The sequence below is a fragment of the Paenibacillus sp. y28 genome (genome assembly GCF_037137075.1).
In the GTDB taxonomy this organism is placed as follows: Bacteria; Bacillota; Bacilli; order Paenibacillales; family NBRC-103111; genus JBBBNV01.
Genome location: NZ_JBBBNV010000002.1, coordinates 43823 through 65168 on the forward strand (window position 1 = coordinate 43823; position 21346 = coordinate 65168).

The 21346-nt window shown below is 52.1% G+C and carries 21 protein-coding genes; 11 read left to right on the forward strand and 10 right to left on the reverse strand.

Going from position 1 to position 21346, the window contains the following annotated elements:
- Positions 1 to 48: 48 nt before the first annotated feature.
- Positions 49 to 882 (forward strand): metal-dependent hydrolase, encoded by an 834-nt coding sequence (locus WBG83_RS03370; RefSeq protein WP_336742694.1) that lies wholly within the window; start codon positions 49 to 51, stop codon positions 880 to 882.
- Between the two features lie 174 nt (positions 883 to 1056).
- On the opposite strand, the gene WBG83_RS03375 is transcribed toward WBG83_RS03370, so the two are convergent.
- A complete protein-coding gene (locus tag WBG83_RS03375) occupies positions 1057 to 2562 on the reverse strand; it encodes an IMP dehydrogenase (protein WP_336742696.1) in 1506 nt (501 codons plus the stop codon).
- Between the two features lie 460 nt (positions 2563 to 3022).
- Here WBG83_RS03375 and WBG83_RS03380 point away from each other — a divergent pair, with 460 nt between their 5' ends.
- The 6 genes from WBG83_RS03380 (at position 3023) to WBG83_RS03405 (ending at position 8336) form a co-directional block, all read left to right on the forward strand.
- Positions 3023 to 3517, forward strand: coding sequence for a hypothetical protein (locus WBG83_RS03380; protein WP_336742698.1), 495 nt, complete (start codon positions 3023 to 3025; stop codon positions 3515 to 3517).
- On the forward strand, positions 3510 to 5321 hold the full coding sequence (locus WBG83_RS03385; RefSeq protein ID WP_336742700.1) for a hypothetical protein: 1812 nt from the start codon (positions 3510 to 3512) through the stop codon (positions 5319 to 5321). The genes WBG83_RS03380 and WBG83_RS03385 overlap by 8 nt, the downstream gene beginning before the upstream one ends.
- A 154-nt stretch (positions 5322 to 5475) precedes the next feature.
- On the forward strand, positions 5476 to 6063 hold the full coding sequence (locus tag WBG83_RS03390) for a hypothetical protein (RefSeq protein ID WP_336742702.1): 588 nt from the start codon (positions 5476 to 5478) through the stop codon (positions 6061 to 6063).
- Between the two features lie 176 nt (positions 6064 to 6239).
- Entirely contained in the window at positions 6240 to 7628 is a 1389-nt protein-coding gene (locus tag WBG83_RS03395) for an AAA family ATPase (protein WP_336742704.1), read from the forward strand.
- 303 nt (positions 7629 to 7931) lie between these two features.
- Positions 7932 to 8126 (forward strand): hypothetical protein, encoded by a 195-nt coding sequence (locus tag WBG83_RS03400; RefSeq protein ID WP_336742706.1) that lies wholly within the window; start codon positions 7932 to 7934, stop codon positions 8124 to 8126.
- A 30-nt stretch (positions 8127 to 8156) separates the two neighbouring features.
- Positions 8157 to 8336: a hypothetical protein gene (locus WBG83_RS03405; protein WP_336742708.1), complete on the forward strand. Its 180-nt coding sequence runs from the start codon at positions 8157 to 8159 to the stop codon at positions 8334 to 8336.
- A gap of 215 nt (positions 8337 to 8551) precedes the next feature.
- Here WBG83_RS03405 and WBG83_RS03410 read toward each other — a convergent pair whose 3' ends face one another.
- Entirely contained in the window at positions 8552 to 9016 is a 465-nt protein-coding gene (locus tag WBG83_RS03410) for a GreA/GreB family elongation factor (protein WP_336742710.1), read from the reverse strand.
- Positions 9017 to 9174: 158 nt separating this feature from the next.
- Entirely contained in the window at positions 9175 to 9867 is a 693-nt protein-coding gene (locus WBG83_RS03415; RefSeq protein WP_336742711.1) for a DUF421 domain-containing protein, read from the reverse strand.
- Between the two features lie 159 nt (positions 9868 to 10026).
- Between WBG83_RS03415 and WBG83_RS03420 the strand changes: the two genes are divergently transcribed.
- The 3 genes from WBG83_RS03420 (at position 10027) to WBG83_RS03430 (ending at position 12945) form a co-directional block, all read left to right on the forward strand.
- Positions 10027 to 11268, forward strand: a complete 1242-nt coding sequence (locus WBG83_RS03420; RefSeq protein WP_336742713.1) for a hypothetical protein — start codon at positions 10027 to 10029, stop codon at positions 11266 to 11268.
- Between the two features lie 115 nt (positions 11269 to 11383).
- Entirely contained in the window at positions 11384 to 11893 is a 510-nt protein-coding gene (gene nikR, locus WBG83_RS03425; protein ID WP_336742715.1) for a nickel-responsive transcriptional regulator NikR, read from the forward strand.
- 302 nt (positions 11894 to 12195) lie between these two features.
- Positions 12196 to 12945, forward strand: coding sequence for a metallophosphoesterase (locus tag WBG83_RS03430; protein WP_336742716.1), 750 nt, complete (start codon positions 12196 to 12198; stop codon positions 12943 to 12945).
- A 164-nt stretch (positions 12946 to 13109) separates the two neighbouring features.
- Here the strand turns inward: WBG83_RS03430 and WBG83_RS03435 are convergent, their stop codons facing one another.
- Complete coding sequence (locus tag WBG83_RS03435; RefSeq protein ID WP_336742718.1) at positions 13110 to 13256, reverse strand: hypothetical protein; 147 nt, start codon at positions 13254 to 13256, stop codon at positions 13110 to 13112.
- Positions 13257 to 13421: 165 nt separating this feature from the next.
- On the opposite strand from WBG83_RS03435, the gene WBG83_RS03440 reads away from it, so the two are divergent.
- Positions 13422 to 14102: an HAD family hydrolase gene (locus WBG83_RS03440; protein WP_336742719.1), complete on the forward strand. Its 681-nt coding sequence runs from the start codon at positions 13422 to 13424 to the stop codon at positions 14100 to 14102.
- On the opposite strand, the gene WBG83_RS03445 is transcribed toward WBG83_RS03440, so the two are convergent.
- The 6 genes from WBG83_RS03445 to WBG83_RS03470 form a co-directional block, all read right to left on the reverse strand.
- Positions 14073 to 14273, reverse strand: coding sequence for a hypothetical protein (locus WBG83_RS03445; RefSeq protein WP_336742721.1), 201 nt, complete (start codon positions 14271 to 14273; stop codon positions 14073 to 14075). The two genes, WBG83_RS03440 and WBG83_RS03445, sit on opposite strands and share 30 nt — an antisense overlap.
- A gap of 279 nt (positions 14274 to 14552) precedes the next feature.
- A complete protein-coding gene (locus tag WBG83_RS03450) occupies positions 14553 to 15692 on the reverse strand; it encodes a YheC/YheD family endospore coat-associated protein (RefSeq protein ID WP_336742723.1) in 1140 nt (379 codons plus the stop codon).
- 39 nt (positions 15693 to 15731) lie between these two features.
- Positions 15732 to 16877 carry a YheC/YheD family endospore coat-associated protein gene (locus WBG83_RS03455; protein WP_336742724.1) on the reverse strand — a complete coding sequence of 382 codons (1146 nt, stop codon included), beginning with the start codon at positions 16875 to 16877 and terminating at the stop codon, positions 15732 to 15734.
- Positions 16878 to 18242: a YheC/YheD family endospore coat-associated protein gene (locus WBG83_RS03460; protein ID WP_336742725.1), complete on the reverse strand. Its 1365-nt coding sequence runs from the start codon at positions 18240 to 18242 to the stop codon at positions 16878 to 16880. It abuts the gene before it with no gap.
- A 5-nt stretch (positions 18243 to 18247) separates the two neighbouring features.
- Positions 18248 to 19351, reverse strand: a complete 1104-nt coding sequence (locus tag WBG83_RS03465; protein ID WP_336742727.1) for a YheC/YheD family endospore coat-associated protein — start codon at positions 19349 to 19351, stop codon at positions 18248 to 18250.
- Positions 19352 to 19367: 16 nt separating this feature from the next.
- Positions 19368 to 20741, reverse strand: a complete 1374-nt coding sequence (locus WBG83_RS03470) for a YheC/YheD family endospore coat-associated protein (protein ID WP_336742729.1) — start codon at positions 20739 to 20741, stop codon at positions 19368 to 19370.
- Positions 20742 to 21346 lie beyond the last annotated feature (605 nt).

The window sequence follows — 21346 nt, forward strand, 5'->3', positions numbered from 1 at the left end:
CTCCGTGGACGGCTTTTGCTGTTGCAGGGTGAAATGGGGGAGTTATCATTGAACAATGCTGGTCATCTGGCCTTTGGCATCCTGCTGGGCACCGTGTGGCTCACACAGACCGGCGGAATCACGGGAGAGCATGGGGCGGCTGGAGCGCTGATTACGCTGGCAGGCGTAGCGGTAGGCTCCAGAGCGCCGGATATTGACTCCAAAACAAGCACCGCCAGCAAGCTGATTACACCTTTTCCGGCAGCGATCCGGCGTAAATTTAACCTGTACGGCTCCCTGCTTCTGGTAGCGGGAATCTTGCTGGGCCTGGTCCGCTTCGGCTTACTGCCGCCGCCTGTATGGATGCCGGAGGAGCTGGTGCGGAGCGCTCCGCTTATTACGGGCGGCGGGCTGCTGCTGATCGCCTTGTCTCGTCTAAGGGATTTGATCTTGCTGGGCGTCGGGGCGCTGGTGCTTGTCGGATATATGCAGTTTCATTTGCATTGGTTTATCGCTTTTGTCGGAGTTGCCATAATGGCGGTTCCGTTCGTGCGGCACCGCGGTATCATTCATACGCCGGAGTTTGCCGCTGCGCTGACGGTTGGCGGCATGTCCCTGGTGGCATTCAGCCCGTGGTGGATGATTGCGCTGATGACGGGCCTGCTGATCGGCTGGTGGACGCATTTGGCGGGGGACTTGCCGGGCAGCGAGGGGATTCATTCCTTGTTCGTGCCCAAGCTGAAAATCGCCCTCCATCTGTATGCCAATGGCGGCTGGGGGGAACGTTTTGTAACCCAGGCAAGCTGGAGCATCAGCATCTGCCTGTGGATTTGGATGGTGGTCTGGCCGGAAAGCCTGCCGGCGCTCAATCTATTCCCTTCAGGGAAGCTGATGTCGGTTTAAGCCGTTGCAAATGTCGTATCTGGCAGTAAGAGACGAGCCTGAAGATGAGCTTGATGCCCGGCTGCAAGAAGGAAAAAACCTTGAACGGCTCTTTTGGAGCGTTCAAGGTTTTTAGCGTAGGCTGATTGGTCGCTGCATTGTTAATCGGAATCAGGTTGGCCCTTTCGCCGAATGTTAATCGACGGAGAACGACGACGTATTTTCCTTCAAAATAACGTCATGCGCGCCGCCCTCTACCAGGCTTGTCGCGGAGACGAGCGTGATACGGGCTTTTTGCTGCAGCTCAGGAATGGACAAGGAGCCGCAGTTGCACATCGTCGACTTGATTTTGCCGAGCGTTTTGTCGAGATTCTCCCGCAGGCTGCCTGCGTAAGGGACGTAGGAATCCACGCCTTCCTCGAACAAGAGGGTTTCTTTGCCGCCGGTGTCATAACGCTCCCAGTTGCGGGCGCGGTTGGAGCCTTCGCCCCAATATTCCTTGACGAAGCTTCCGCCGATTTTTACCTTCTTGGTCGGGCTTTCGTCGAAGCGGGCGAAATATCTGCCCAGCATAATAAAATCTGCTCCCATGGCCAAAGCCAGAGTTACATGATAATCGTGCACGATGCCGCCATCCGAACAAAGCGGAACATATACACCGGTTTGGGCGAAATACTCATCCCGCGCCTGTACAACCTCCTGCAGCGCCGATGCCTGGCCGCGGCCAATCCCTTTTTGTTCCCGGGTGATACATATCGAGCCGCCGCCGATACCTACTTTAATGAAATCCGCGCCTGCCTCCACAAGATACAGGAAGCCTTCTTTATCGACCACGTTTCCTGCTCCGATGCTGACGTCGAAATGTTCTTTTACGAATTTGATTGTATCGGCCTGCCATTCGGAATAGCCGTCAGAGGAATCGATAACAAGCACATCGACCCCTGCCTCCACCAGCGCAGGAACCCGATCCTTGTAATCCTTCGTATTAATGCCCGCGCCAACCCGGTAGCTTTTGCGCTCATCGAGCAGCTCGTTCGGGAATTCCTTGTTGCGGTCGTAGTCCTTGCGGAAGACCAGATAGGTCAGATGCTGGTTCTCATCGATTAAAGGCAGCGAATTCAGCTTGTGCTCCCAAATCAGATCATTAGCTTCCTTCAGCGACATTCCCGCCTTGCCGTAAATCAGCTTGGAGAACGGAGTCATGAAATCACGGACAGGCTTATCCAGCGAGTCCCGGCTAATCCGGTAATCCCGGCCGGTGACAATGCCCAGCAGCTTTCCGGTGGCTGTCCCGTCCTCGGTAACTGCTATGGTCGAGTGGCCGTTCTTCTCCTTCAGTGCCAGCACGTCCTTCAACGTGTGATCCGGCGTCAGGTTGGAGCGGCTGATGACATAGCCCGCCTTGTAGCCTTTTACTTTGCGGACCATTTCCGCCTGGCTCTCGATGGATTGCGAACCGAACAGGAAGGAGATGCCGCCATTTTGGGCCAGCGCAATGCCCATCCGATCATCGGATACAGCCTGCATAACCGCAGAAGCGAACGGAATTTTCAGCTCCAGCTTCGGCTGCTCCCCTTTATTGAATTTGACGATGGGGGTCGTTAATACGACGTTAGCCGGTGTACACTGCTTGGTCGTTAAGTTGGGGACGAGCAGATATTCACTGAACGTACGCGATGCTTCTGGATAGTAATAAGCCAAGGGTAAAAGCTCCTCTCCGGTTGAGTAAATTTTTACGATTATAGCACCGCCTGTACGATGAATGCAACAGTTTTTTCATATGGGCTGAATAAGAGGGGACCGCAAAGGGCAAGGACACTAGATTACAGCTGGCAAACGGGCGCAATTCGCAGCGGTGATGGTACAAGCATTGCAGAGAATTCCACGGTGTCAGGCACGGTTCTCATCAATATAACCGGATAGGCGGGTTCTTAACCGGATAGGCTTTTTCAGCGATGAAGGTAAAAATTACATGCATTTCTCCATCCATGGGAATCAGTATGAAATAAGATGGATGACAAAAATCTACAGTAGACTGTGGAAAAAGAAGGAATAAAATCAAGAATTGTCGAATCTTTTTTATGTTAAGACACAATATCTATGCAGTTTTAAAAAGTCATTCAGACAGGAAGGTGAACATGTACTTATGAGTAAGAGACCCATGATCCAGTTTAGCGCTCAAAAAAACACGAAGGTCCAGCTGAGTACAGAAGCCCCTGCTACAGTAAAAGCAACCGTAAAGCTTGACGGACCCGCACTTGAGAAAAGGCTTCGTCAGCAGCGGTCTCAGGCCTACCTGGATGCTGTGGTAAAGCTTGATGCTCTGGGGGCTGTATGTGACCATACCAAGGTAAAAGCATTAGTCGAGGCTATTCGTAATGAATTTCCAGAATTAAAGCCCCACCAGTTTTTAATTGGAATTGTAGCCAAATGTTATCTTGGCAAGCCCTTTGAAGTTCATACCTTAGACATGAGACAGCTCATCATACAGCACTACAAAGTCGGTCAGCCTTTGCCGTCCGGGATGGAAAAGGTTCGAGGATTAGCAATGCATCCCGGCTATGCTTTTATTGAGGTTTATAACGATTCCATTTGCGCTGTTGGCGCTAAAGGGCATGTAGCCTTTACACGCGGAGACGGAGGCGGATATGTCTAACGAGGAAATCAGTCAATCCACACTAAAAGGGGTCCAGAAGATTCAGTCGAATCTTAGCGGTTTGCAGCGTGATGTTAATCAGATTTCAAAGCAAATCCAGACGTTGAATAACCTTCAAATCATGAGTTCCAGCATTACCAGCTTGCAAAATGAAGTGCAGTATGTTTCCCGGCAAGTTGAAACGGTTGGGAATTATATAGTGAATGTTGAATCCGAAGTGAAAAATACGCAAGCAAGAATTGACGCTCTTGCTCAGGAATTTCAAGATTTTGTGAAGCGGGATTTGCTGGCGAAGGAACTGCAGCTGGCTGAAACGAGAGTCCTGAAAATCCGTCAGGAGCTTGAGCATCGCTTCGGTCATTATGAAGAGGTTAGACGAAGAGTTACAGGAATTCTGCAGGCTGTAGATATTCGTTTAGTTAAGAAAGAGACGATTGAAAATGCATCCGAAGAGTACATGCTAGCCGCGCCCCGGTATTGGCTGGCACCATGCTTAATTGCACTGGCAGCCTGGCTGAATGATAATCGGGATTTAGCCGAACGTGCCATGGCCGAGGCGTTGCGGCGCGATGATGAGAAAACTTCCTTATTCTTCGCCCTAGTAACAAGAAGGGCAGCGCGCTTCAGAGCGAGCAGGGATTGGTTAGACAGATATTTCGGAATGCAAGAGCCCCATGAATTGGAACGAGAAATTATTGTACTGATCGATGGATTTACCAATGGCGTGTTTGGACCCGAAGCCCGTTCTAAATGTGCAAGACATTTCGAATCATGGATTGAAGAATTATCACAAGATGCGGGCTTTGTTGAAGAGCAGAGAAGCAATTGGAAGCAGGCGCTTCAAGCAAAAATAAGACATTTGGATGACAATATTTATCCTCATTTAAAAAAATACTCGGATACCTGGCCTCAAATGGAAACGTCACTGAAGGAAGCAAGGCTTCATGAGACAATTTTAGATTATTTTCAAGCTATTTTATTTAAGGAGATCACACCCTCCAAAAGCATCGCTGTGGCTGTGGATGCATTATTGGATGTTTTAGTTTCAAAGTTTGATGATGAAGAGGTTCCACTTCGAAATGAGGAACGTCTCCAGGCTTTAATTATTGAGGAAAACGGTGATCGTGCTGCTGCACAAAATCGTTTAGCAACGGAAAAAACACAGGACAGCAAGTTAAGCTTTACGCAATTGCTCACAAACTTTGTTATGGTCCCAGAAACCTTTTACGCCTCACCAGCTACTCAAAAATTCTCATTTGCTTTATCCAGAGACTGGATACGGCAAGCTCATGATGATTTTACTGCAGAGAACCGTATTGCTGTTCCCCAGCAGATTGCGATTCAAGTTGATGATTGGTCTGGGAGTACTCAAAACGGGGAAGATGAAGTATTGCTCATGGAATCGTTAAGTACGCATATGAATCATCGTCGTGATGCCGAGTTAGCGGCAGCTAAAATCAAATTTAAACATTGGTTCAGTCTTGTAGTGGGTGGAGCTTTTGTTTATTTTGGTATCCAAACGACATTTTTATTTATTTTTGCCTTGATGGCTTTTATGTATTTTGGATTTGGACTGTTGTTCATTCAAATAGCCAAAAAAACAATAACAAAAGATTACGAATTGCTGCTTGAAAGCTGCAAAGATATTTTGAGGGCTGTCCTTACGGATGTTGTCGATTATCGGAAAGAGTACCACCAAGCTGATTTGTCAGCAATCAAGGTAACGGAATTGTTAGAACATATCAGTTCCGAGCAGTACGTGTATTCCAGCCTGGATTCGGCCCGCAGGGTTGTTCAATCTTGAAGAAGGAGGAGAATGGATTGGAAAACGAATCAAAGCCGGTCATTATACAGAGGTCTAAGTCTTCTCGAGAGGAGCCAGTAGAACAGCGTCAACCAAGCCTTGAGGTGCTTCAAAAAGTAAATACCAATGAAATACTCGCGGGTGAATTTCCTGAATGGGATTTAAGGCCGCCTGGTCAGCTTATCCGCAGAAAGAGGAGCAGATTCCTATGAGGATTCCTACGACATATGCTGACTGGGTTGACTGCTTCGAGCGTTTTGTTGAAGGACAAGACGATGAAGAAATGCTGTATCTCATGGAACAAGGAACTCTCGAATGGAAGCCGGTAGTAGCAGAGAAGCTGACTCAGCGTGTGTATGCTGTTATTGAATTCAGGCTCAAGCAAGCCTCGGAACAGCTCAATCTTGGATTATCAAGAGCCGGCAATCATGAAACGGAGATTGTAAGTGTGCTTGTAAATGCAAGAAAACGCTTCGCCAAGATAAAAAGGGTGGCTTCGCTTCAAGCATTTCCCGCTAATGTGCAGCACACCATGAATGATGTATTATCCCGATATGTTCAAGACACACAGGCTTCACTTGAAGAAAGTGCTAGGTCGGATCGTAGTGGACAACTCCGTATGACGCTCAAAAATAATTCGCTTGTCCGGTATGATGAACTAAAAGCCGAGACGGGGCTTTATACCCAGCCTTCACAAAAAGGAATGGCCCAAAATCCGAAAAAAAGAAGGGTTATATTTTAACTATGAGCAGCCTAAACAATTGTAAGGTAACACTGGAACGATATTTGAAGGCAAGAATTCCGTTTATTTCGATCAGGACAGCCGAACGGTCGAGGGCTTTGGAAGCTCTCGGCTCGATTGCCAATAAGCTTACTATACCGATTTATTATCATACCATCTCGCAAGGCACACGGGATATGAACTCTAACCGTTTGATAAATGATGACCGCTCTGTAATGGGCGGGCTTGATTTCGTAAGCCAAAAAATCGGGCAGCAACAGAACTTATCCTTTGTGTTTACAGATGTGCAAGACATGGAAGATGATACGCCAACAGCTCGGCAGTTTCAGGATGTGGTCATGCTGGCGACAGAATCGGGCGGCAGCGTGATTGTCATTACGAATAAGCCGGTATGGGGACCACTGCAAAGACATGGCATGTCAGTCACACTTGATCCCCCGAATGAAGATGAGATGCTGGAAATTATCCGTTCCCAAATCTCCCCATACCGAAGTGAAATTCCGATAGAATGGGGAGCGGAGGAAGAAAAAAAAGCCGCTGCCATTTTGGCTGGAATCAGCCAGATTGAAGGGGAGAATGTCATTGCAACCTTATTGGCCAATGGCACGATTAGAAACGAAGATTTAGATGAGCTGATGTACGCGAAGGATCAGATTTTTGCTGATATTTCAGGAATTGAGCGGGTACAGGTCCGAGAGGATTACGAGATAGGCGGTCTCGAGGGACTCAAAAGATGGCTTGATGCAAATGAGAAGCTGATGACAGCAGACCTACGGGAACGAGGCATTCGGCCTCCTCGCGGAATCCTGCTTGTGGGCGTTCCGGGCTGTGGGAAATCTCTCTCTGCAAAAGCCATTTCTGCGGCTTGGAAGCTTCCGCTGTACCGTTTGGATTTGTCCACGATTCAAGGGCAGTATTTAGGTCAAAGCGAGGCTAGATTAAAAGAGGCTCTTTCTACCAGCGATCATGTGGCGCCATGTGTGCTTTGGATTGATGAGATAGAAAAAGGCCTGGCGGGTGCTTTGGGCAGTGGGGACGGGGGAACATCAACCCGTATGGTAGGTCAGTTTTTATTCTGGCTGCAGGAAAGTATGGCGAGAGTATTTGTTGTGGCTACAGCAAATGATGTCTCGAAATTACCCCCGGAATTACTTCGCCGCGGAAGATTTGATGAATTATTTTTTGTTGATTTGCCGACACCAAAAGAAAGAGAAGAAATCATTCGAATCTATGTTAAAAAAGGCCTGAAAACTGCTCTGAGCGATTCTTTAATGGAGCGATTGGTCCGCATTTCGGAAGGATTCGCAGGTTCCGATTTGGAAGCGGCCGTGCGCGATGTCGTGAAGCAAGCTGTTGTTAAGGGAGATGACTCCATTACGGAAGATACTTTTATACGATACTTCGAGAATGTGGTTCCTTTATCCCAGACAAGCCCTGAACAAATTGATCAAATTCGTACATGGGGAAAAGAACGGGCAGTACCAGCCGGAAAACCGTTCGAGGAATTTACTTCAGACAGCGAAGGATTATTAAAAAAGAAAGGCTTTAGAAATGTCATTGTTTGAGATAAATGACAGGTGACGGAGGTAAGACATACTCTATTTCTTTGCAGTTTGGTATACCGTTGCACGGCTAAATCTATTTCCTTATGACCGACTGGTAAACAAACAACAGTTGACACGCCACGTCAGCAATGATATGGTGGACATGTGTGGGCATTCCACCTTTGGGGTGGGGTGCCTTGCTATATTTTTAATGAAATTTTACATTAAATGCCGATTGACGCAGAGGGGCGGTGCTTCCGGACAGGCAAGCAGCAGGCAGTACGTTTCTAGCAATCGACAACTACACACAGAAGGATGATGACCATGATTCAAGTGAAAGAATTTATTGATACGGACGCCTCGTACGCAGAGAAGAAGGCGAACCAATTTTTGGCGGATTTGCGCGATGACCAAGTCATTAATGTCTGCTACGGCTCCATGATGAAATCGACGCCATCGGGAACGGTTAATCAGCGCAGCACAATCCTCATCGTTTACAAAACCAGCGGAACGGAATAACGCTTCCGTTAGTAAAAGAGGTGGGAACGGTTGAATTCACGCAAGGACGATATGGACAAGCCGGGGATTCGTAAGAAGAAGCTAACCAGAGAAAGCAGCGATCCGGAGATAAAATACGAGGCTTTTTTCAAATGGCTTTCGATTTTGTCTACAGCCATCATGGTCATAGCGGCGATTTCTTATACGCTGTATCATTTCTTAAAATCATAGCCTGGGGGAGTTTATATGAAGCTGCAAAAAGGAGTTCAACGGGTCAATGTTATTAGCGGAATCTACACGGAACCGTAGTCATTTCCATTTTTGTTTTCATTTTTATCTCCTGCACAGACGAAAAGGCTCAAGCAGTATGCCCGAAGGGCAGGGACTGCTTGAGCTTTTTTCATTGCCCTCGTTTTGGCAGCTTCATCTGTAAATATCGCCCGGCGTTATCCGTAGCTGTATTGCTCCTTGAAATCGCCGCGGTTCATGTACTTGATTTCCTCGATGCGAACGGTAATTTCTCCGGAAGGCACAAGCAGCGGGTACGATTCATTGGCCCGCCCAAGCAGCAGCTGATGACCGATCGGAGACAAGAAGGAAATCATATTTTTGTTCGGATCGGCTTGATGCGGGAATACGATGGTGAATAATTCCGTAAAGCTGTCTTCTACATAATGAAGCCGGACCTGGCTGCCGATTAAGACCATGGCATTCAGACGCTCTGCGGTGAAATCCGCAAGGAGCTGCTCCAGTGTACTGGTATAAACGGACAACAGCTGTTCGTTGCGAAGCCGATCGCGAGTGTGACCGGGGCAATAGTGGTCCAGGAAATTCATTTTTTCCTCATCAAAATAAACGAGCTGATTGACCAACTGCGTACGCGACCCTTGCAGCAGGAAGCTATGGTTCATGATAGATCACTCCTCCGACGCGGTACGCCCCCATAACAACATGTAAACTAAGCTTGTTCATATGCACGCCTCCTATAAAAAGGTAGACCCCCAGAACAGGAGGTCTTCGTGTTATTTTATCAAATTTCACCAGTTGAAGCTACCCGCAGCCGGTTTTGTTAGGGGGTTGAGTCCTCGTATTTGTCGATATATAGCGTCCCGTCCAATTGGAGCTCTGCGTAAAACACTTGATCCAAAGAAAGAATGCCGTTTTTTTTTAATTGTTGGTTGAGCCAGACAACGGAGACATCCATTTTTAGAAGATTTTTTTCTACGATGTTCCCATCGACGATAAGCTCGGTCGGGATGCTGTGAATCGGCGTAACGGCTGCTTTGATATCTTTTTTTGTTGCAGGCAGCAGTTCTTCTTTTCTTAACACACTGAGTTGACCGTCCGGCTCCAGAATTGCAAATTCGACTTCTTCGGGGGAGAAGACATCCTTGTTCCGAAGCAGCATGCTTAAATCGTCGATGTTGAGGTGCTGTTCAGCCAGGGCCTGTTCCAGAATCTTTCCCTTTTTGATGAGAATTGTGGGCTGGCCGTCGAGAATCTCACGCGCTTTGACGGATCGCAATCCGGTCCATGCGATGAAGAACGCCATAAGCGACCACAAGACGAGGCTGGATATTCCTTGCAGCAGCGTGATTTGCTTGTTGACGATAATCTCGGCCGTGGTGGAGCCGAAGGTAATCCCTGTAACATAATTAAAAAATGTTAAATGCCCGACTTGTTTTTTACCGAGCAAGCGCGTCAGAACGAGCAGAGCAACGAAGGACGTTGCCGTACGAAATAAAATTTCTCCATACGTCATGTGCCGAGCCCCTTACCTAACAGATATTTATAAATTGACCTTCCTATCCATTTCCTATACTTGCTAGGTGAAGTATACCGGTGTGATAGACGGGCATATTTCAGTGCAACTTAAAGAAGAACCCTTTCGTCCTAGTAGAAAAGACAGGAGTGATTGCAGATGTTAAAACACAAGATCGGGACTGGCATCCTGCTCATGCTGCTGATCGGTATGTTAAGTCTGCTTCTAGGCTGTGAGTCGAGAACTCAGGCCCAGGGAGCAGCCCCGGCAGGCTCTCCGGCGGTGTCCGAATCCCCGTCTCCACAGGACCAGAGCCCTGCAGGTGGAAGCGCTGCTTCCGGCGGACAGGCCGGTGGAGCCGCAGGAGAGCCGACCCCGGCAGCGGTGAAGCTCGGAACTGTCAATGCCGTGCGGATGATTGATCCGAATGCAGGCTGGGCGGGCGGCAGCGGCTGGATTGCCCGTACGGATGACGGAGGCAAGCAATGGAAGCTGCAGTATCAGGGCAAGCAAAACGTGGAGCAGCTGTTCGCGTTAAACGGGCAAAACGCTTGGGCCGTGCTTAGCCAGAACGAAGCAAAGACAGCGGGCAGCTCCGCTTCCCGGACGCTGCTGCATACTGCAGACGGCGGAAAGCAGTGGTCCCCCGCGGGAACGGTTCCAAACGCGTCCTTCTTGCATTTTGTAAGCAATACGGAAGCCTTTAGCGGCAATGCCCGTACAACGGATGGCGGCAAAAGCTGGACCACATTGCCGGTGCCTGAGCATATGGCGGGCAGCGCATATTTCCATGATGCCGGCAACGGCTGGGCGGTTACAGTACAGAACAATCAAATTAACGTTCAACGAACCCGTGACGGCGGAAAAACCTGGCAGGCGGTTATGACCCGGAATACGGTAGCGCCTGTGACCGATGCGATCATTCGCTCCGCCGGTACGGAGGATGCGTGGGTGGAGCTGATTGGCGATTCGGGAATGTCCCAGACGTCATATTCCTTATTCCATACAAGCGACGGCGGGGCAAGCTGGACAACCGTGATTGCTAATTCAACGGCAGGCGCCGGTCCTGCGCCAGGCTTCCCTGCGGATTACAACGGCGGTCCGAAAAATGCGGGCTCCAAGCCCGGACAGCTCTATGTCGTCGACAAAACGACAGCCTTTATGGGCGGATATTGCCCGGCATGTGACCAGGCTAACGCTGTGGGCTGGACAACAGACGGCGGCAAAACCTGGACCAGCGGCAAGCAGCAGGTACCCGGCTCCGGCGGCGCGCTGCTGGCCATGGCCGATGCGAGCCATGGCTGGTGGGTTACCCGGGATTCAACCGAAGCCTCTGTTCTATATACCACGGCTTCCGGCGGAGACCATTGGGTGAAGACCTACACCTTTGACAAGCCTTGAATAAACCGGAAAATAACAAAACGAACCTGATTTCCGCTTGACGGGAAATGGGGTTCGTTTTTATTTTTGAATCTGTGCTAAAATGTAAGGATATCGAATGGTTGAGGTGAATGATATGGAGAAAGATGTCCTGACCCGTTTCGGCGTCTCCATGCCTGAAGAGCTGATGAAACAATTTGACCAATATATTGCTGATCAGGGGTATACGAACCGCTCTGAGGCGATTCGCGATTTGGTGCGCAAGGAGCTGCTGGAGCCGCGGCGTCTGGATAACGGTCAGCAGGTGGCCGGCACCATCGTCATGGTCTATGATCATGAGGTAAGTGATTTGCCGCTGACGCTGATGGACCTGCAGCATCAATACCATGAGCATATTATTTCGACAATGCATGTTCATTTGAATCATAATCAATGCCTGGAAATCATAGTGGTGCGGGGAATTCTGGCCCAGCTTCGCGAGCTTCAGCACAAAATCCAGGTGCAGAAGGGCGTGCTGTATGCCGAGCTGTCCGTGACGTATGTGGATGAGCACAGCCACTCCCATCCGCACAGTCATGATCATGGTCACGGTCATTCGCATTCCCATTCTCATCATCACAGTCCTGAACGAACCGGGGATGCGTGATTGGAGGAGTTACGCCTTCACCGATGGAGACGGAACGGAGCGGCAGCATCCACACGCACCGAAGGCTGGGGTACGGTGGGGAGGCTGATTAGCAGCTGCTTGCATGTGGTCGACCGGCCGCCGTCATGCAGCGAAACACCGCGCGCTGGGAGCTGCGCGCGTGCGGAACTGCGCGGCCGGCAGACCGGCTTGCTAAAAAAAGTTCGCCTTCGGGCCTGAAGCCAGTAAAAACATCCGTTTATTTCTGTTAAAATAATGTCAACGATACGTAAGGCGATGACATGCGAAAGGAGCGGGAGGCAATGGGGAGAACACTGGCGATAAGCGATATTCATGGCTGCTGCGGCGAGCTGGAGGCACTGCTGGCCCGCGTAAAGTATAATCCCGGCGAGGACAGGCTGATGCTTCTTGGGGACTTTGTGGACCGGGGGCCAAGGAGCAGGGAAACCGTTGACCTTGTGATGCGCCTTGTGCAGGATGAGGGAGCCGTAGCGCTGCGGGGAAATCACGATCAGCGGTTCGTGGATTTTATACGCATTGAAGAGGAGCTGACCGAATCGCAGCACCAAACCCGGCGGAAATTTCTGGACCACGGGGGGAAGCAGACGCTTGCCAGCTATTGCGGGCTGTCTCCGCACCAAATCGAGGATTTCGGCCCCGGTCTGGAACAGATGAAGCATCTGATTCGCACCGATTACGGGCACCATTTGAGCTTTCTGCAGCAATTGCCGCTATATGCGGAGGATGCGTCCCATATCTATGTGCATGCCGGGCTCAATCCGGATTATCCTGCTTGGCGGGATCAGCCGGAGCGTGATTTCATGTGGATTCGGGAAAACTTTATCCGCAAGAAGACGGTCGTGGACAAGACGGTTGTTTTTGGTCATACCAAAACGTTTATCATTCACGGCAAACCGGATATTTGGTTTGGCGGGGACAAAATCGGCATCGACGGAGGCTGTTCCGGCGGCCAGCAGCTGAACTGCCTGGTCATCGGTGCGGGGGCTTACGCCGCGGTGAATGTGCCTGCGGCTGTCGCCAGTAGCGAGTGACGTAGACGGTATCCCTTCCTGTCCATCCTGTAAGGCCCTCCGACCGTCCGCTATCCAGCGACAGTACCTTGCGGGAAGCCATCAAAAAAGAACCCATGCACGGCCTGCTTCGAGGCATCGCCGGCATGGGTTCTTTTTTTTGCTCTAGCTGGAATTGGAGTGGACTACTGCGGGATTTTTTTATCCGGGTCCTTCTCTTCCCGCGTGTCCTTGGCCCCTTCGACATTATTATTGACGAAAGCCATATCCTGATTCTTGGCCTTCATGTTTGTCGTGCCGGTGTAATTGCCGGAATGCGATTTGTTCTCCACAGGTAAGCTCCTCCTTGCTGCAGGCGCAGCCGCTGGTCTATATACCGCCATAGATTTTGCCGAAAACAGCATTTTTATGCGCAGCCGCATGCGGTATAATGGACAGATGGCCTGGCTTCAGGCAAAGAAGAATCCCGGTGAAGGGAAACGAAGAAGGAGAAAACAATGACACAGCGATTTACAAAACCGGAAGCAATGATATTTGATATGGACGGTACCTTGTTTCAAACCGAAAGCCTGCTGCTGCCGGCGTACCACGCCACCTTTGATAACCTGCGGGAAGAAGGCTTGTTTGAAGGTCCTACTCCATCGGAAGATCTCATTTTAGGCTCCTTAGGCATGCTGCTTGCCGACATTTGGCGCCGTGTTATGCCGGAGGCGTCCTCGGAAGCGCATCGCCGGGCCGATGAGCTGCTGCTGGAATTCCAGCTCGAAGGCTTGAAGCAGGGAAGCGGCAAGCTGTATGCCGGCGTGACCGAAACACTTGCTGCCCTTCGCCAAGGCGGGGTACGGCTTTTTATCGCCAGCAACGGTCTTGAAGCCTATGTAAAACAGGTAGCGCAGTATACAAACATTGCCCGGTTTTTTGAAGGCATATACAGTGCCGGTGAATACCGGACCCGGACAAAGGTGGAGCTTGTGGACCTGCTTCTGCGGCGACATCACTTGCAGAGCGCCTGGATGGTCGGCGACCGCTCCTCCGACGTGGAGGCCGGAAAGCAGAACGGGCTGTTTGTTGTTGGCTGCCGTTATGCAGGATTCGGCGCTGAGGTGGAGCTGGACGGCTCGGACCGGTTTATTGATGAATTCCCGGCACTACTTGAAGGCCTTGCGCTTCATCGTTAAGCCTTTGCCGCGAATCCAGGACAGAAGGAGCCGATTGTCCTCATAAAATTCAATAAATTCTTCTGTCAGTTCACTGGCCTTCGTATAAAAATAGTGCATGGCCTTCGCTAAATCATCAAATGCGGCGGGGGTGCTGGCTCCCAGTACGATAGTATAACGGGGCGACATCAAGTTCAATTACCTCCTGTTCGTCAAGTCAAAATTAACATCACATGTCTGTTATTCGTATGCCGTCCCAGTGTTCGTTATTCATACAATCAAGGTAAAAAGCGAAAAGAGCGGCGATCCGTAAGGAATGCCGCTTCTTCGCTTTGCGGGTGATTTCGAGACGATTCTAATAATTCTTTATGGCTTACCCGGCGCCTTTCGTTCCGCTGGTTGCCTGGAGCCCGCGCGAAGTACAGCCCGATGTTTCCGCCGGATGATGCTTCGCTGGCGGGGTCGCGCCTGTCACTGGGCGGCTGCGGATTGCTCCGGCTGTCTGCCCTGGCGATGCAGCCACAAGGCGTATTCCAGCGGTCGCCGAATGGCGTTCCGGTATGTTTGATGCTCCTTAATCCGGGTGAATACCTCCCGAGCGGGCTTCGGATTAATCTCCAGCAGCCACGGATGACCGCCTGGATCAACCGCTATATCAAGTCCAAGCTCGCACAGCTTGCCGTACTGCTCCTCCAAATAGGCTGCAATATTCCGGCTCAGCTGGTACATGGCTTGGCGGATGGAATCGACCTTGGCTTCAGAGGAAAATCTTCGGCGCAGCAGGGCATCCATACTGATGGCCTGGCCGCCGCCATGCAGGTTGGAGGTAATGCTTGACGGCGGGCCGATACGTCCTGCACAGCCGGTAATCTCCCATTGTCCTTGGCCGTTCTTTTGAATGAGGAGACGAAAGTCATGGACGCGGCCGTTCGGCAGCCGTAGACGGATGCCCTGCTGGACCAGATAATCCCCGCCGACGCCGAGCGCCGCCAGCCGGGTTGGCAGTTTCGCGCGCTCCAGCCGCTGCTCGGGGATAATGCGACGCTGCCGGTTCCGGCCTTGAACGACGATTTGGCCGTTGTCCAGCTTCTCCAGCCGAAGAATGCCGCGGCCGCCAGTTCCGTTAATCGGCTTTACGTATACGAGCGAGGTGGACCGGATCATTTTTTGCAATGCGAGCGGGGTGTAGCGGGTGGTTTGGGGCAGATGGGGCCGGATGCTGCTGTTTCTGGCTAATACGCCGTTGATGGTCCATTTATTGGCAAGCGGGCGGTTCAAGAACGTTAACTGGCTCGCATATTTCTCACGGAATCGCTTGAACTGCTGGAACCGGCGTGAGGCCTGAAAGCGGCAGCGGTCATAGATGAGCGGGGGCAGAGGCTGCCAGCTGCGGATCCAGCGTCCGGTGCTCTGCTGGTACAGGAAGGCGTACACTCTGCGCCCGGCATCATCCACATCCTGCGGCGTGAATACAATGACGTTCAACCCCAGCGCGTGGCCCTGCAGCACAAGCTTCTTGAAATAACTTAATTCCTCCGAGCAGATTTTACGGCTGTGATCGCCGCTATAAAGCGAGATGACGCCAAGAGTCGGGGCGGCCAACGCGCGCACCTTCTTTCTGTTTAAATATCGGCTTCCAGCGGGCGGGGCTCATGAAGATTGCCCGCCGCTTCGGCCTTGCTTGTTGGTCAAATACGTGCTGAACTGAATTAAGCGTTCCAGCGATTTTTTGCGAATGTGCGGCTCGTCGAATTTCATCGGCTTCGAATTGGCTTCGAAAAACCAGATGTTCCCGCCACGGTCAACGCCGAGGTCCATCGACATTTCTCCCAGCAGATAGCCGGACTTCTTCTCAATTTGCCGGGCAATGGACAAGGAAGCCTTTTTAATCCGCTGAATCAGCCGCTTGGCCGGCAGTGTCCCGAAGCTGAAGGCAAGCAGCTTTTCCGGGTCGTCTATGGAGCCGCCGCGTGGAACGTGGGTGGTAATGCTGGACTTTCCGGCCAGCCGCGCGCCAATGCCGCTCAAATCCCACAGTCCCTTGCTGTTTTTTTGCACAAGGACCCGCAAATCGAAGGGACGGTTTTTATAAACCGACAGGGGGATTCCCTGCTGGACAATGTATTCCTCATCCCCGACAACCTGCTTCAAATTGGTCCATAGCCCGTCGAGCTCCTTATAACGAAGCGTCTGGCTGTTTTTTTCTTCCTGAATCGTCAGGCTGTACTGCGTCCGGCGCTTCAGCTTCTGGATCTCGCGGTCGATGCGCATAATTCCTTTGCCCGCCTTCCCGCGCTCCGGCTTTAAATACAAAGCGGAATGCACGCTGAGCAATGCTTTGAGGTCTCCGCGGCTGGACAGCTTCTGGGTGGTGGGAATATATTTTTTGGTGGTTTTGGCTTTATTGAGCCATTCGTAAAGCGTCCATTTGTTAAAAAAGGTCGGATTAAACAATTTAATCGATCTGTGGCGTGTGCAGGCCGTAATGATTTGCTGCACTTCCTGCTGCATTTCGTCTTTGCGCAGCGGAATCCGGTTGTAGATGACATTGGGCAGCGGCATCCATTGGGGCATCCAGCTTTTGGCGTTAAAATCGTAAACATAGCCCATCACCCGTTTTTGCGTCAGCTTCAGATGCTTGACAGTGACGACGAACACGGTGGCGCCAGATTCCTGACCTGCGCGGATCAGGTCAATGAAATTGTTATGATTGCCTCGGAATTTGCGGTTGTCATCATCCATCGTCAGGATCGCGATAACCGTTTTTTTGGCGGCGTCCGAATTGGTAAGTTCCACTTACGGCTCCCTCCTCCTGCGGAAGTTGCTCAAGTAGATGCAGTGGTCAATGATATAATTCAAGGAAGCTGCGCCTTGCGCCCGCAGGGCTGGATGGCGGAAGATAGCCCGGCCCGGCTTGGCGTTGGCTTCAAACATCCAGATGCGTTCCTTTTGGTCAATCCCGATATCGAACCCGAGCTCGCCGAGCCGGTGGCGGTAATTGCCCTCAATCGATTCAGCCAGCTTGATGGCGGCCGCTTTGGTGCTGCTGAGGACCTGATCCGCCCGTGAGCCGTAGATGCGGGTGAGCACCTGCTCCGGTGTCATTAACGACCCGCCGTTTTTCACATGTGTCGTGACGCTGCCTTTCCCGGCCTTCTTGGCGCCGATGCCGGCCACAACCCACTCATTCTGTCCGTTCTTGTTTAAGTGAAAGCGGAAGTCAATCGGGCAGTTATCGATTTCAATCAGGCGAATCCCCTGCTGTACGACATAGTTGGTCATTCGCCCGCTGCCGCGCAGCAGCCGCATCAGCAGGCTGAAGTTGGCAAAGCGCAGCAGCACATTTTTACCGCCCCGGCGGAAACGTGCGAAATAGCCCCGCTTGGGATGGTAGGTGAGCCGGTAAATTCCTTTCCCTAAACTGCCCGCCGTCGGCTTTAGATACACGAAGCGATGCTTTTCCAGCATTTCCTTGATTCGTTCGGGGCTTGGATTGGAATGGGACTCCGGCACATATTTGCTGGCTTCTGCTCCGGCAAGCAACTCATACACATCGGATTTGTCAAAAAAGCTCCAGTTAAACAGCGGGATACCCCGCCGGGTGAAGCGGGTCTTGAACTGGTTCATGGAGGAGGTTTTTTCGGCCGAGCGGTTGCCGAGCCGGTTATAGACGGCATCGGGCAGCGGCACGGTTTTGCGCGTCCATCCGCCTCCGGGCTCAGGGAAATAGCCTTGGACTGTCTCGGACTGCCAATCGACATCATTTGGAGAAAAGGCAAAGAAGTAGCCGCGCCCGTTCCCCGGCTTCAAATAGGCGCGGACGAGTCCGGTTTTGGAGCCGAACGGCGCGGTGAGTCCGCCGGTTCCGCTAGCCATCACTCCGACTAGCGGGCCGATATGAAGCAGCTTGCCGTTTTGGCAGGAGATGAGGCAGTTCCCGCTTCGGGGCAAGCGCAGCACACGGCGCAGGGTCTGCGGCACATACACAATGGGCTCCTTTCGTTTCATGCTTTTGACGGTGGCTGACGTTTCTTCGGTGCCGAGCCGCAAGGTAACGGCTTTCCCGGACGTCAGCTGCAGTGCTTTGAGCAGTGACCCCGATATATGAAGCACCTTATCCGTTTCCGGGGTGAAGCGGATCGTGCATTTAGCGAAACTCATGTAGGCTACCCTCCCAGGTGTCTATCCAGAATATAGCGGGCATATCGCAGCGGTTGAACGTGGGACAGCCAGTGGCTCTGTCGGTTGCTGAGCCGGGCGAAGGCGGACCTGCCTGGCTTCGAATTGCATTCCAGAATCCAGATGCGCCCCGTGCGGTCAATTCCAAAATCAAGCCCCAATTCGGCTATGGATGGGAAATGCTGCTCCAGATAAGGCGGAAGCAGCGCCGCCAGCTTCTTCAACCGGCGAGTCAGCTTCTCCGCTTCTTGCGCTCCAAACTGCTCTGTCAGCTGCGCTTCAGCGTCTTCGGCTGTCCCGCCGCCATGAAGATTGGAGGTGACGCTTCCGGCGGACCCGATTCGGGCGGCTATACCGCTTTCCTGCCAGCGGCCGTGCCGGTTTTTTTGAACGAGCACACGGATATCGTAGACGCGTCCGTCTGCAGCGGCGAGATCCAGATACGGCTGGATCAAGTAAGCGCGGCGCCCTGTAAATCGGGGAAGCCAGTGCGCCAGCTCAGTCTGGCTCCCAAATTGCATTTGCACCGTCCGTCCGATCCGGTCCCGTCCGCCGGCTTCGAACCGTCCGTCCGGGGTTCTGGCAATCCGCAGGGCTCCGCGTCCCTGCGAGCCTCCGGCCGGCTTTAGGAACAGGACCTGCTCCCGCTTGAGGCGCGCCAGCACCCGGGCGGCGCTGTCCAGGCGCTCGGTCGGCGGCAGATACGGCGCAAAGTGGCGATTGCGGCCAAGCAGCTGCTGAATGTCCCATTTGCCGGCCAGCCTGCCGCCCATAATCCGCACAGAGCGGGATTCAAGCCTTGCGATACAAGCACGGTGCGTCCGCAGTGCATCGGCGGTTGTGAAGAAGCCGCGGTCATACACTACGCTTGGCAGCGGATACGTCCGCCGAATCCACTGCGCCGACTTGGAATCATATTCATATCCCTCTGCATGGTGTGCAGACCAATCGATGTCCGAGGGGCGAAATACATAAATGCCCATCCCCATGGCCGCGCCTATCCGGCATAGACGCATCAGAAACCGACGGCTGCCGAAGGGCGGGCTGCCGCTCCTGGGGCTGACCAGTACCCCGACATATTGCTGCAGCATCAAATCTCTTCCTTTCTTAGAATCCGGCCAGGAAGCGTGAATACAGCAGAAGCTGCTTCACAGAAGGACGGATTTTGCTTTCGGTCAGCGGGGTATTGTCATTTTTGGACGGCTTGGAGTTCACCTCGAGCAGCCAGACCCGGCCGTTCGTATCGACAGCAAGATCGATGCCCAGCTCGCCGAAATGGCCTTTGATCTGCGTCTCAATACCGCGGGCAATATCTAGCGCTGCTTTACGAAGATGAAGGTAAACCGATTTCTTTTGGCCGGATGGCAGATTGGAGCCCTGGATAGCCTGCTTGACGGAGGTGACCGCCCCGCCGCGGGCAATATTGGACACAAAATGATTGGCGCCGGCAATCCGCCCCACGACCGAGGTGACCGCCCAGGCGCCTTGTTCGCCCCGGTGGACCAGCGCCCGGAAATCGACCGGCCTGCCGTGAACAGCAATCAGGCGAAGCCCTTGCTGGATTTGGTATTTACGCTGCCTCATTTTCCCGGAAATCAGCGCATACACTTTCGATAAACTCGGATAGCTCTGCCGGACCGTTCCGTTCACATTTGTAAAATGGCAGACGTAGCTGCCGCCCGGCAGCTTGCTGATCTTGATAATGCCCTTTCCCAAGCTCCCGGTGATAGGCTTCAAAAACACAGTGGCATATTTGCTGCACATGGAGCTGAGCATGCCTGCGTTCCGGAACAAGTGTGATTCGGGCATCAGGCGCGACAATCCGTTTGCCTGGCGCAGCGCGTCGAATACCTCCGTCTTGTTCAAATACTTCTCATTAAAGACACTCGTGTTGTACCGTGATTTCACTTCCCTCAGAAACTGCTGGACGCTGGGTTTATTATCCAGCTTGCGGGAGGTCAGGCGATTGTAGATCACATCCGGAATCGGAAACGAGCTTTTACGCCATCTGCCATGGTAGCTCCAGCCTGAGATCGTCAGCAGATTGGAAGCGGCGATATCGCTGGCGGTGAAGAAGAACACCGCGCCGCCCAGATGCCGGCAGCCGTCAGTAAGCTCATTGCAGAACGCGGTGTTATCGCTAAACGGCTTATCCGGCGAATTGGCATGTACCCTGCTGACCATGACGCCGATCAGGGGCCCGATGATGATTGTGCGTGAAGAAGGCTTGATTTGCAGACACAGTGTTTGACCGTGATGGACACCGAGCCGTGCGGCAAGCGCCTGATTCACACGCATTCCTTCCAGTTTAGCCGCAGAAATAATTTTAATCTGCTGTTTTGCGGAACCGAAATGGAGCACCATGGACGAATTTCCTGGAAGCTTCCACTTTTTCATGAACCGTTCGCCGAGAACGACCGTTTTCTCATCGAGCAGGCCGCCCGCAGGCATCACTTGAATCGTTAATTTGGTAATGGCCATGACCAGTCTCCTTATTGGCACCATCATATGGGTTCTCGTGGAGTAGACTAATGCATCATATGAGGACATATTTGCCTTGGTGCTTGACCGATAGGAGACGCTCCGGCCGTAAAGCCAGGCTGGGCGCGGGATTGGGCGGATGTCACGGGTCACAGAAACGTGTGTGGGCAGAATGTGTTTTGGAGGTGTCAAAAGTTTATGCCGTACGCTTTCATAAAAAGGCGGCGACTAACGAAGGAGGCAGGGAGGCAGGGAGTCATCGGGAAAGCGAAGGGCTTCGGGGGGAAGGGCAAGGGGCATCTAGAGGAGACGTTTCTGAAGCTGGTAAGGACAGCCGAGCATACGAAACTCCAGGCGGCCGTACTGCGCGCAGTTCCCGGCGCGGTTTTTGCTGTCGTGTCGGCGGTTGACCGGCCACATCTAGAGCTGATAACGCGAATCAGGCCTTGCTGCAGCCGACATCTGATTGACCCCTGTCATGTCACATTACACTGAGCGCAGTGTAAAAAAGTGCCGTTCTCCCGCCGATGCGGCGGGAGGCGGGCACTTTGCTTCGATCAGCGATGGACATTGGGGGATACCTAAATAACTGATTCGCCCGCAGC